The organism is Hydrogenophaga sp. (assembly GCF_051007235.1).
Taxonomy (GTDB): domain Bacteria; phylum Pseudomonadota; class Gammaproteobacteria; order Burkholderiales; family Burkholderiaceae_C; genus Hydrogenophaga.
The window spans coordinates 1-11,765 of the sequence record NZ_JBPCSJ010000526.1 but is presented as its reverse complement, the minus strand read 5'-3'; the positions used below and the strand labels follow the sequence as shown (position 1 = coordinate 11,765).

Below are 11,765 nucleotides of genomic sequence, written 5' to 3'. Positions count from 1 at the left end.
AACCTGGGCGTGAACATTCAAAACATCCTGGTGTGCGATTCCAAGGGCGTGATCCAGACCGAGCGCGCCGACGCGCTGGCCGGCAAGCTCGACGAGTCCAAGCAACGCTACTGCCGCACCACCGCCGCGCGCACGCTGGCCGATGCCATGAACGGTGCCGATGTGTTCCTGGGCTGCTCGGCCGCGGGGGTGGTGGACGCGGAGATGGTGAAAAGCATGGGCACGATGCCCATCATCCTGGCCCTGGCCAACCCGGAACCCGAGATCCGCCCCGAAGTGGCCAAGGCCGCGCGGCCAGACTGCATCATCGCCACCGGCCGTTCGGACTACCCGAACCAGGTCAACAACGTGCTGTGCTTCCCGTACATCTTCCGCGGCGCGCTCGACTGTGGCGCCACCAAGATCACGGAAGAAATGAAGATGGCCTGCGTGCGCCAGATCGCGGACCTGACCAAGGCCGAAACCAGCGACGAGGTGGCCGCTGCCTACGCCGGACAAGACCTGGTGTTCGGCCCCGACTACATCATCCCCAAGGCTTTCGACACGCGTCTGATCCTCAAGATCGCGCCGGCTGTGGCCCAGGCCGCAGCCGATTCGGGTGTGGCCACGCGGCCCATCACCGACATGGACGCGTACCGACAGTCGCTCTCTCGCTTCGTCACGCAGACCGGCATCCTGATGCGGCCCATCTTCAACGCCGCCAAGGCGCTGCCGGGCAACAAAAAGCGCGTGGCCTACGCCGACGGTGAAGACGAACGCGCGCTGCGCGCCGCGCAGATGGCGATCGACGAAGGCATTGCCACGCCCATCCTGATCGGCCGCCCGGCCGTCATCAACGCCCGCATCGAAAAGGCCGGCCTGCGCATCCGCCTGGGCGTGGACGTGGAGAACGTCAACCCCGAAGACGACCCGCGCTTCCGCCAGTACTGGGAGCATTACCACCAGCTCATGAAACGCGACGGCGCCACACCCGAAGTGGCCAAGGCCGCGGTGCGCCGCTCCAACACCATCATCGGTTCGCTGATGGTGTCGCTGGGCGATGCCGATGCGCTGGTGTGTGGCCTGGTGGGCACCTACGCCACGCACCTGGAGCGCATCGACGCCATCCTGGGCAAGCAGCCCGGCGTGAGCAACTACGCTGCCGTCAACGCGCTGATGACCAGCCAGGGCCCGCTGTTCATTGCCGACACCTACGTCAACGAAGACCCCAGCGCCGAACAGCTGGCCGAGATCGCCTGGATGGCCGCGCAGGAAGTGCAGCGCTTCGGCCTGCCGCCCAAGGTGGCCTTCCTCTCGCATTCCAGCTTTGGTTCGAGCAAGCGAGCCTCGGCCAAGAAGATGCGCGCGGCGCGCGACATTTTTGTCGAGCGCCACCCGGACATCGAATGCGACGGCGAGCTGCACGGCGACGCCGCGCTGCAGCCCGAGATCCGCGCCGCCTACATGGGCGACTCGACGCTGACGGGCTCGGCCAACCTGCTGATCTGCCCCAACGTGGACGCGGCCAACATCCTCTACAACGTGCTCAAGACCATCGCCAGCGGCGGCGTGACCGTGGGCCCGGTGCTGACCGGCGTGGCCCGCACCGCCCACATCCTGACGCCAGCCGCCACGGTGCGCCGCGTGCTCAACATGACGGCGCTGGCCGCCGCGTCGAACGCTCGCAACTGAGCGGATCACCGCCGCTACCCACAGGGACGCTTCGGCGTCCCTTTTTTTTGCGCATGTGGCGGGCGCCCCGGCGACGGGCGGCGACCGCATCGACCCGCAGACAAGGGTTTCCCCGATGGGATCGCCATAATTTGGTGCACATAATTTGTATACAGTTTTGCATGCATTGCAAACCATGTCCTGCCCTACCGGCAGGTTTGCACCACCGAACAAGGAGATCTCCAGATGAGCAACACCGTCCACCCCGTGGATGAAGTCCTGCCCACCGGCAAGCTGGCCGCACTGGGCCTGCAACACGTGCTGGTGATGTACGCCGGCGCCGTGGCCGTGCCGCTGATCGTCGGCCGGGCCCTCAAGCTCAGCCCCGAACAGGTGGCCATGCTGATCTCGGCCGACCTGTTCTGCTGCGGCATCGTCACGCTCATCCAGTCGCTGGGCGCGACGCAGTGGTTCGGCATCAAGCTGCCGGTGATGATGGGCGTGACCTTCGCATCCGTCGCCCCCATGGTGGCCATGGCCAACAGCAACCCGGGCACTGAGGGCGCGGGCCTGATCTTCGGCGCCATCATCGGCGCGGGGGTCATCTCCATCCTGATCGCGCCGCTGATCAGCCGCATGCTGCGCTTCTTCCCGCCGGTGGTGACGGGTTCGATCATCCTGGTCATCGGCATCAGCCTGATGCGCGTGGGCATCAACTGGATCTTCGGCAACCCGGTCGGGCCCACCGCGCCCGCGGTGGTCAGCCCGGAACACGCGCAGTGGCTGGCCCAGGTCAGCGCCAGCGCCGGCGCACCCGGCTCGGTGCTGCCCGCAGTACCCAAAGACCTGGCCCTGGTGCCCAAGCTGCCCAACCCCAAGTACGCCGACCTCAACGGCGTGGGCATCGCGGCCCTGGTGCTGGTGTCCATCATGCTGATCGCGCGCTACGCCAAGGGCTTTCTGGCCAACATCTCGGTGCTGCTGGGCATCGTCATCGGCGGCGTGGTCGCCACGATGATGGGCGTGATGAACTTCGACAAGGTGGCCAAGGCCCATTGGGTCGACATCGTGCTGCCGTTCGAAATCGCGACCCCGGTGTTCGACCCCATCCTGATCATCACCATGACCCTGGTGATGATCGTGGTGATGATCGAGTCGACCGGCATGTTCCTCGCACTGGGCGAGATGACCGACCGCAAGGTGGACCGCGCCGCCCTGACACGTGGTCTGCGCACCGACGGCCTGGGCACGCTGATCGGCGGTGTGTTCAACACCTTCCCTTACACCAGTTTCTCGAAGAACGTGGGCCTGGTCGCGGTCACCGGCGTCAAGAGCCGTTTCGTCTGTGTGGCCGGTGGCGTCATCCTCGTGGTGCTGGGCCTGCTGCCCAAGATGGCGGCGCTGGTCGAGTCGCTGCCCACCGTGGTGCTGGGCGGTGCGGGCCTGGTGATGTTCGGCATGGTGGCCGCCACCGGCATCCGCATCCTGGCCGGAGTGGACTTCAAGACCAACCGCTTCAACGCCATGATCGTGGCCATCGCGATCGGCGTGGGCATGATCCCGCTGATCGCCCCCAACTTCAAGCAGTGGATGCCCCACAGCATCCACCCGCTGATCGAGTCGGGCATCCTGCTGGCCTCCATTGCCGCGGTGCTGCTGAACCTGTTCTTCAACGGCGGCAAGAGCGACGAGGCGGCGGTGATCCGGGCCGCCCAGCAGGCCGAAGCGCATTGAGCTGGGTCCACCCCTGCCGCGCTGCGCGCACCCCCTCAAGGGGGCGATGCGGTGCGGCCCGGCAAAGCCGGTTCCGCCGCATCCTGGACTGAGCCGTTTGCGCCGGAGAAGGAGTCGTTGACAGCGCCCCAAACGAACACTAGCAGGGCCCTTCGGGGCCCTTTTTTGTGCACGCAAGGTTTCGTTTTGGTGCAGCCTGGTTGGGCATGCACCAATACAGGGTTGCTCCGGATGACGCGGCGGGTGCGCACCACCCAGAATCTGTATACACATTCTGTGTTCACGGCGGCCGCGCCCTGCCTTCCTGGCACCGATTTTGCTGAGGAGGTCCGAGCGCCGGCCGCTGGCCTGCGCCAACCGCTTTCCACCGGAGAACCCATGAACAAGCGCCACTTCATCCAGACCGCAGCGGCCCTGGCCGCTGCCGCCGCCTTCGGCACCGCCCACGCCGAGACACCGATCAAGTTCCAGCTCGACTGGCGCTTCGAAGGCCCCGCCGCGCTGTTCCTGCAGTCGGCCGCCAAGGGCTACTACAAGGCCGCTGGCCTGGACGTGACCATCGACGCCGGCAACGGCTCGGGCGGCACCGTCACGCGCGTGGCCTCGGGCACCTACGACATGGGCTTTGCCGACATGGCCGCCCTGATGGAGTTCCACGCCAACAACCCGGACGCACCCAACAAGCCGGTGGCCGTGATGATGGTCTACAACAACACCCCCGCCGCCGTGCTCGCGCTCAAGAAGAGCGGCATCACCAAACCGGCCGACCTGAACGGCAAGAAGCTCGGCGCCCCGGTGTTCGACGCCGGCCGCAAGGCGTTCCCGATCTTCCAGAAGGCCAACAACATCGGCAGCGTGGCCTGGACCTCGATGGACCCGCCGCTGCGCGAGACCATGCTGGTGCGCGGCGACATCGAGGCCATCACCGGCTTCTCGTTCACCTCGTTGCTCAACCTGGAGGCGCGCGGCGTCAAAGCCGAAGACGTGGTCATCCTGCCCTACGCCGACAACGGCGTGAAGCTGTATGGCAACGTGGTCATCGCCAGCCCCAAGCTGATCAAGGAGAACCCGGCCGCGGTCAAGGCCTTCCTGGCGTCGTTCGCCAAGGGCGCCAAGGAAGTCATGGCCAACCCGGCCGCCGGCATCGAGACCGTCAAGGCCCGCGACGGCATCATCAACGTGGCGCTGGAGACCCGCCGCCTGCAGATGGCGATCGACGCCGTGGTGGCCAGCCCCGATGCGCGCAAGGAAGGCTTTGGCCAGATCAACCCCGGCCGCATGGCGCTGATGGCCTCGCAGGTGTCGGACGCGTACGCCACCAAGACCCGCATCGACCCCAAGGTGGTGTGGAACGGCTCCATGCTGCCCAGCGCGGCCGAGCTGAACATCCTGCCGCCGGCCAAAAAGTGACGTTTCTCCCGACCTGACGTTGGCCTGGGCCAGCCCGCTGCACCAGCAGGCTGGCCTTTTTTTCAGGACCGCTCCAAGACCGACGCCTCCACCACCGAAAAACCCTTTGTCGATTTCGACCAGGTCTGGCTCGCCTACAACGACGAGCTGCTGGCCAAAAACGTCTTTGCCGTCGAAGACATCAACCTGAAGGTGAAGAAGGGCGAGTTCATCGCCATCGTCGGGCCTTCGGGCTGCGGCAAGTCCACCTTCATGAAGCTCACCACCGGGCTGAAGATGCCCAGCCGGGGCAAGATCACTATCGACGGCCAGCCGGTCACCGGCCCGCTGAAGATTTCGGGCATGGCCTTCCAGGCGCCCAGCCTGCTGCCCTGGCGCACCACGCTGGACAACGTGCTGCTGCCGCTGGAGATCGTGGAGCCGTACCGCAGCCAGTTCAAGGACCGGCGCAAGGAATTCGAGGAGCGCGCCAAAAAGCTGCTGGCCAGCGTGGGCCTGGGCGGCATGGAGAAGAAGTTTCCCTGGGAACTCTCGGGCGGCATGCAGCAGCGCGCCAGCATCTGCCGTGCGCTGATCCACGAACCCAAAATGCTGCTGCTGGACGAGCCCTTCGGCGCGCTCGACGCCTTCACCCGCGAAGAGCTGTGGTGCACGCTGCGCGACCTGTGGGAGGCGCAGCGCTTCAACGTCATCCTGGTCACGCACGACCTGCGCGAAAGTGTCTTCCTGGCCGACACGGTGTACTGCATGAGCCGCAGCCCCGGCCGGTTCGTGGTGCAGCGCGAGATCGACATCCCGCGCACCCGCGACCTGGAAGTGACCTACACGCCGCACTTCACCGACATCGTGCACGAGCTGCGCGGCCACATCGGCGCCATGCGCAAGGCCGGCGCAACGATCAACCAATAGACCAGGCTCCCCCCGCGCCGGCCTGATGCCCGTCACCCCCCAGGGGGCAACACCTGCGGCCTGGCAAAGCCAGTTCCGCGGTGTTCTCGAACGAAACCCAAGGAGTCTTCTCTCCATGAACAAGAAACAAATCGAACGCTGGTCCCCCTTTCTGCTGCTGATCGCGATCGTCGTGCTCTGGGAAGTGATCTGCCGCGGCTTCGGCGTTTCGGAATTCATCTTCCCCAGCCCCTCGCGCATCTGGGAACAGACGCTGGAGCACAAGACCACCATCCTCGGCCACGCCTGGCGCACCTTCTGGGTGACGATGGCGGGCTTTGGCATCGCCATCGTCGTCGGCGTGCTGCTGGGTTTTCTCATCGGCAGTTCGCGCCTGGCCTACGCCGCCGTCTACCCGCTCATGACGGCCTTCAATGCCCTGCCCAAGGCGGCCTTCGTGCCCATCCTGGTGGTGTGGTTCGGCATCGGCGCCGGCCCGGCCATCCTCACGGCCTTCCTGATCAGCTTCTTCCCCATCCTGGTCAACATCGCCACCGGCCTGGCCACGCTGGAACCCGAGCTGGAAGACGTGCTGCGCGTGCTCGGCGCCAAGCGCTGGGACGTGCTGATGAAGGTCGGCCTGCCGCGCTCCATGCCCTACTTCTACGGCTCGCTCAAGGTCGCCATCACGCTGGCCTTTGTGGGCACCACCGTGTCGGAGATGACCGCCGCCAACGAAGGCATCGGCTACCTGCTGATCTCGGCCGGCAGTTCCATGCAGATGGGCCTGGCCTTCAGCGGCCTGCTGGTGGTCGGCATCATGGCCATGGTGATGTACGAGCTGTTCAGCTTTGTGGAAAAGCACACCACCGGCTGGGCCCACCGCGGGAGCCAGGGATGACCCCCCTGCGCGGCTGACGCCGCTTCCCCCCTGCTGCTGCGCGGGGGGACGACACCTGCGGCCGGGCAAAGCCCGTTCCGCGGTGTCCCTGGCCTCAGACACTTCGCTCCACCGGACTTGCACTTCGTATGACCCCTGATCAGATCGACCGCCACCTGCGCCGTGCCAACGACGTGGCCCTGCGCGCCATGCGCATGGGGCGTCACCCCTTCGGCGCGCTGCTGGTGGCGCCCGATGGCGAGACGGTGCTGGCCGAACAGGGCAACATCGACACCGTGCACCACGCCGAGGCCACGCTGGCGCGCACGGCTTCGCTGAACTACCCGGCCGACTTTCTGTGGGGCTGCACCCTGGTCACCACCTTCGAGCCTTGCGCCATGTGCGCCGGCACGGTGTACTGGGCCAACATCGGCCGCATCGTCTACGGCGCCAGCGAAGAAGCCTTGCTCGCGCTCACCGGCAACCACGCCGAGAACCCCACCCTGGCCCTGCCCTGCCGCGAACTCATCGCGCGCGGGCAGAAAGCCATTGACGTGATCGGCCCCATCCCGGCGCTGGAGGCCGAGATGGTGGACCCGCACCGCGACTTCTGGTCGCGGCGCTGAGCGCCACGGCACCGGTCCGCGCCCACCCGATGCCCTGGCACGCCCACCTCTCGCTGGACTACACCGCGCACGGCGCCCGCACCGTGCTGCAGCACGCGCACGACGGCCCGCTGCGGGTGTTCAAGAGCCTCTACCCCGAGGGTGAGGCCATCTGCCACAACGTGATCGTGCACCCGCCCGGCGGCCTGGTCGGCGGTGACGTGCTGGACATCTCCGTGAGGGTGGGCAGCGGGGCGCATGGCTTCATCGGCACGCCCGGCGCCACGCGTTTTTACGCCGCCGACGAGCAGGCGGCCACGCAGCGCGTGCACATCGCACTGGACGAGGGCGCGCGGCTGGAATGGCTGCCGCTGGAGGCCATCGCCTACCCCGGTTGCCACGCCGTCAACCACTGGCAGGCCACGCTGGCGCCGGGCGCCGAGCTCATGGCCTGGGACGTGACCGCGCTGGGCCTGCCCTCGGCCGGCCAGCCGTTCGACACCGGCCAGCTGCACCAGCGCATGGCCATTCCCGGCGTGTGGCTGGAAGAGGCCCGCATCGCCGCCACCGACCAGCGCCTGCTGAACGCGCCGCTGGGTCTGGCCGGGCAACGCTGCATGGGCACCCTGGTGCTGGCCACCGGCAGCCCGCTGGGGCGCGAACGGCGCGAGGCCCTGCTGGCCGCCGCGCAGCAGGCCCTGGGCCAGCGGCCCGATGGCGTGCACGCCGGGGTGACCAGCCCGCACCCGCGGCTGGTGGTGGTGCGGGCGCTGGCCCCGCTGGTCGAGCCGCTGATGGCCCACCTGCAACAGGCCTGGGCGGCGCTGCGGCCGGTGGCCTGGGGCCTGCCGGCGCAAGCACCGCGCATCTGGCAGGTCTGATCCGCCGCCCTCCGGGGCGATCGGCGCGGCCGCTGCGCCGTCCGGCGGCTGTTGCGCCAGAAATGCGTGGTCTTTGTCACACTGTTCACCGCACCACGGCGGGCGGCCAGCGCCCAGAATCGGTGCAGGGCCCCCCTTGGGTTCCAGAACCTTTGTTGGCCACAGACTTTCCACCATGAACCCCAGCGCGACCGATCTGCACGACGCCAAGGCGATGGTCATCGATGGCAACCCGCAATCGCGCTCCATCATCGTCAACCAGCTGCGCGACGCGGGCGTGGGCACCATCGTGCAGGTCTCGCGCCTGGTGGACGCGCGCATGAAGCTGGAAATGGGCACCTTCGACGTGGTGATCTGCGAACAGTACTTCGAGCGCGAGGAAGACACCGGCCAGGACCTGCTGGACGACCTGCGCCGCAACCAGCTGCTGCCGTTCTACACCGTGTTCGTGATGGTCACGTCCGAGTCCTCGTACAGCAAGGTGGCCGAGGCCGCGGAATCGGCGCTGGACGCCTACCTGCTCAAACCCCACACCGCGGCCGGCCTGGTCGAGCGCATCCACCAGGCGCGCGAACGCAAGGAAGCGCTCAAGGAGATCTTCGCGGTCATCGAGCGCGAGGACTTCGACGAAGCGGCCCAGCTGTGCAAGCGGCATTTCGAACAACGCAAACCGTTCTGGCTGTACGCCGCACGCATCGGTGCCGAGCTGATGCTGCGTTCGGGCCACCTGGGCGACGCGCAAAAGCTCTACGAAGCGGTGGTGGAAGCCAAGACCCTGCCCTGGGCCAAGCTCGGCGTGGCGCGGGCGCAGCTCGAAGCCGGTTACCCGCAGCGCGCCACCACCACGCTGGAGAGCCTGATCGAGACCGACCCGGGTTACACCGACGCCTACGACGTGATGGGCCGTGCCCAGTTCGAACTGGGCAACTTCCAGAACGCGCTGGCCACCTTCAAGATGTCGACCCAGCTCACGCCGGGCTCGGTCAACCGCCTGCTCAAGCACGGCATGATGGCCTGGTACGCGGGCGAGCGCGAAGAAGGCGTCGTCCTGCTCGACCGGGCCACCCGCCTCGGCCTGGACTCCAAGCTCTACGACCCGCAGGCCATCGTGCTGCTGGCGTTTGCACGGCTGGACGCCGAAGAACACCGCGCCCTGGCGCGCTGCCAGGAGCAGCTGGAGCACCTGATCGGGCGGCAGCCCGACAAGCCGCGCCTGCAGCGCCTGCTGGACGTGGTCAAGGCGCTGGTCTACATCCAGGAGTACCAGACCGCCAGCGCACTGGAAGAGGTGCGGCGCATGGCCAAGACCATCCAGCAGCCGACCTTTGACTTCGAATCCGCCAGCAACCTGCTGGCGCTGATGACACGGCTGGCCATGCGGTCCATCCAGCTCTACGAGGTGGACGCGGCGGTGGACACCATGGGCCTGCGCTTTTGCACCAGCCGCGCGCTGACCGAGCTGCTGGCCTGCGCGGCGGTGGGCCGCAACGACTTCATCAACCGCGTCCGCAACGCGCACAGCGACATCCTCAAGCTCACCGAGGAGGCCATGACGCTCAGCCTCAAAGGCGATCCGCAGGGCGCGGTGGTCAAGCTGCTGGCCGACGGCGAGCGCACGCTGAACGCGAAGATCATCGAATCGGCCCACCTGGTGCTGCAACGCTACGAGCCGCGCATCCCGGACCACGCCGAACTGCTGAAGAAAGCACAGGCTTTGCGCGAGCGGTACCGCACCACCGACATCCACGCCGGCCTGGGCGAGCAGGCCGCCACCGGCCGCGCGGCGGGCGGTGTGTCGCTGCCCGCGGGCTACCGCCCGCCGAACCCGGAAGGCCTGCTGGCCAAGATGGGTTCGGTCGGCGCCTGAACGGGCCCACCCCCGCGCCGGCGCCAGAGCGCCGTCACCCCCTCAAGGGGGCGGCACCAGAGGCCCGGCAAAGCCGGTTCCTCGGTGCCCCTGGCTGAGCCACACACGCCGGACACACCTCGATCAAATGGCCACGAGCTGGCGGATGCCCTTGGCCTGCATCTCGCTGCCCGGGCCGCTGGCGATCACCTCACCGCGCTCCATCACCACGTACTGATCGGCCAGTTCTTCGGCGAAGTCGTAGTACTGCTCCACCAGCACGATGCCCATGTTGCCGCGGTCGGCCAGCATGCGGATGACCTTGCCGATGTCTTTGATGATGTTGGGCTGGATGCCCTCGGTGGGTTCGTCCAGGATCAGCAGCTTGGGGCCGGCGGCCAGCGCGCGTGCGATGGCCAGCTGCTGTTGCTGGCCGCCCGAGAGGTCGCCACCGCGCCGGCCCAGCATCTGCTGGAGGACCGGGAACAGTTCGAACAGTTCGGCCGGGATGGGCGTGCCGCCCTTCTTGTAGGCCAGGCCCATGAGCAGGTTTTCCTGCACCGTGAGGCGGCCGAAGATTTCACGCCCCTGGGGCACGAAGCCCATTCCGGCGCGGGCGCGGTCGTAAGGGGTGGCGTTGTGGATGGGTTGGCCGTCCAGCGTGATGCTGCCGCTCTTGATGGGCACCAGGCCCATGAGGGACTTGAGCAGCGTGGTCTTGCCCACGCCGTTGCGGCCGAGCACGACGGTGACTTCGCCGAGTTCGGCGGTGAGGTTGACGTTGCGCAGGATGTGGCTGCCGCCGTAGTACTGGTTGACGTCTTTGACTTCTAGCAGGCTCATTGGGGTGTCCTCGTTGTCAAGCGCATGGGCTGTCGTTGCAGGCCGGGTCTCGGCCCGGCGGCCGACTCACTTTTCTTTGCTTCGCCAAAGAAAAGTAAGCAAAAGAAAGGCGAGCCGACGCCCGGGCCGCTTCGCGGTTCCTTGCGCTGCTCGGTGCGCGGGGGACATTCGCAAACTTGTCCGCTGCGCGGCCTTCGGACACGCGAATGTCTGATCCCCGCGCCCCTGCGCTGCTCAGCCCGGCCGAACGGCACAGACGGGAGCGGGCTCCACCGCTCGCAACCGTGGTGGCCCGAGGGGGAGTCCGTACCCGATTCCCGCCGTCATGCGCTGGCGAGTAGCGCAGGGCTGGGCGGATCAGGGCTGCGCATGTCCGAAGGCCGCGCAGCGGACAAGTTTGCGCAGACCCCGCCCGGACCGAGCAACGCAGTGTGCCCGCAGCGCAGCGGCGGGACAGCGCATCCGGCTCGCCTTTTCTTTGCTTACTTTCTTTTGGCGAAGCAAAAGAAAGTGAGTCGGCCGCCGGGCCGAGACCCGGCACGCCACGAAAGCCAACCTGCAACGACAAAGAAGACAGGTCAGCGCCCAAGGTAAACCTCAATCACCCGCTCATCCGCCTGCACCTCATCCAAGGTTCCTTCAGCCAGAACAGAGCCCTCGCACAACACCGTCACCTTCTCCGAAATCGCGCGGATGAAGCTCATGTCGTGCTCCACAACCATCAGCGAATGCTTGCCCTTCAAGGACAGGAACAGCTCGGCGGTGCGTGCCGTCTCCTCGTCCGTCATGCCCGCCACCGGCTCGTCCAGCAACAGCAGCTTCGGGTCCTGCATCAGCAGCATGCCGATCTCGAGCCACTGCTTCTGCCCATGGCTCAGCAATCCGGCCTGGCGCGCGGCGCTGTCGGCCAGGTGGATGGTGGTCAGCACCTCGGCCAGCCGGTCCTTCTCTTCGCCGGTCAGCGCAAACACCATGCTGCGGCCGACGCGCTTGTCGGTGGCCAGCGCCAGCTCCAGGTTCTCGAACAC

At 67.0% G+C, this 11,765-nt stretch carries 10 protein-coding genes; 8 read left to right on the top strand and 2 right to left on the bottom strand.

Annotated features, from left to right (window positions below; translation table 11 throughout):
* The 8 genes from ACR2JA_RS18650 to ACR2JA_RS18615 form a co-directional block, all read left to right on the top strand.
* On the top strand, window positions 1-1,671 hold a 1,671-nt coding region (locus tag ACR2JA_RS18650; protein ID WP_434010563.1), incomplete at its 5' end, for a phosphate acyltransferase.
* 225 nt (window positions 1,672-1,896) lie between these two features.
* Window positions 1,897-3,384, top strand: coding sequence for a nucleobase:cation symporter-2 family protein (locus tag ACR2JA_RS18645; RefSeq protein ID WP_434010562.1), 1,488 nt, complete (start codon window positions 1,897-1,899; stop codon window positions 3,382-3,384).
* A 378-nt stretch (window positions 3,385-3,762) separates the two neighbouring features.
* Window positions 3,763-4,794 (top strand): ABC transporter substrate-binding protein, encoded by a 1,032-nt coding sequence (locus tag ACR2JA_RS18640; protein WP_434010561.1) that lies wholly within the window; start codon window positions 3,763-3,765, stop codon window positions 4,792-4,794.
* A gap of 147 nt (window positions 4,795-4,941) precedes the next feature.
* Window positions 4,942-5,703, top strand: coding sequence for an ABC transporter ATP-binding protein (locus ACR2JA_RS18635; RefSeq protein WP_434010565.1), 762 nt, complete (start codon window positions 4,942-4,944; stop codon window positions 5,701-5,703).
* Window positions 5,704-5,818: 115 nt separating this feature from the next.
* Complete coding sequence (locus ACR2JA_RS18630) at window positions 5,819-6,583, top strand: ABC transporter permease (RefSeq protein ID WP_434010560.1); 765 nt, start codon at window positions 5,819-5,821, stop codon at window positions 6,581-6,583.
* Window positions 6,584-6,711: 128 nt separating this feature from the next.
* The gene (locus ACR2JA_RS18625; RefSeq protein ID WP_434010559.1) at window positions 6,712-7,188 is read left to right on the top strand and encodes a nucleoside deaminase; all 477 of its coding nucleotides are present in this window, start codon (window positions 6,712-6,714) and stop codon (window positions 7,186-7,188) included.
* A gap of 29 nt (window positions 7,189-7,217) precedes the next feature.
* Window positions 7,218-8,048 (top strand): urease accessory protein UreD, encoded by an 831-nt coding sequence (locus tag ACR2JA_RS18620; protein ID WP_434010558.1) that lies wholly within the window; start codon window positions 7,218-7,220, stop codon window positions 8,046-8,048.
* 175 nt (window positions 8,049-8,223) lie between these two features.
* Entirely contained in the window at window positions 8,224-9,915 is a 1,692-nt protein-coding gene (locus ACR2JA_RS18615; RefSeq protein WP_434010557.1) for a response regulator, read from the top strand.
* Between the two features lie 123 nt (window positions 9,916-10,038).
* Here ACR2JA_RS18615 and urtE read toward each other — a convergent pair whose 3' ends face one another.
* Window positions 10,039-10,731, bottom strand: coding sequence for an urea ABC transporter ATP-binding subunit UrtE (gene urtE, locus ACR2JA_RS18610; protein ID WP_434010564.1), 693 nt, complete (start codon window positions 10,729-10,731; stop codon window positions 10,039-10,041).
* A gap of 584 nt (window positions 10,732-11,315) precedes the next feature.
* Window positions 11,316-11,765 (bottom strand): ATP-binding cassette domain-containing protein (locus tag ACR2JA_RS18605; RefSeq protein WP_434010556.1); only part of this gene is annotated, 450 nt, incomplete at its 5' end.

Excerpts from the sequence above, each read along its gene's own strand:
- ACR2JA_RS18645 (WP_434010562.1), top strand. The coding sequence starts at position 1,897 with ATGAGCAACACCGTCCACCCCGTGGATGAAGTCCTGCCCACCGGCAAG.
- ACR2JA_RS18640 (WP_434010561.1), top strand. The coding sequence starts at position 3,763 with ATGAACAAGCGCCACTTCATCCAGACCGCAGCGGCCCTGGCCGCTGCC.
- ACR2JA_RS18630 (WP_434010560.1), top strand. The coding sequence starts at position 5,819 with ATGAACAAGAAACAAATCGAACGCTGGTCCCCCTTTCTGCTGCTGATC.
- ACR2JA_RS18625 (WP_434010559.1), top strand. The coding sequence starts at position 6,712 with ATGACCCCTGATCAGATCGACCGCCACCTGCGCCGTGCCAACGACGTG.
- ACR2JA_RS18620 (WP_434010558.1), top strand. The coding sequence starts at position 7,218 with ATGCCCTGGCACGCCCACCTCTCGCTGGACTACACCGCGCACGGCGCC.
- ACR2JA_RS18615 (WP_434010557.1), top strand. The coding sequence starts at position 8,224 with ATGAACCCCAGCGCGACCGATCTGCACGACGCCAAGGCGATGGTCATC.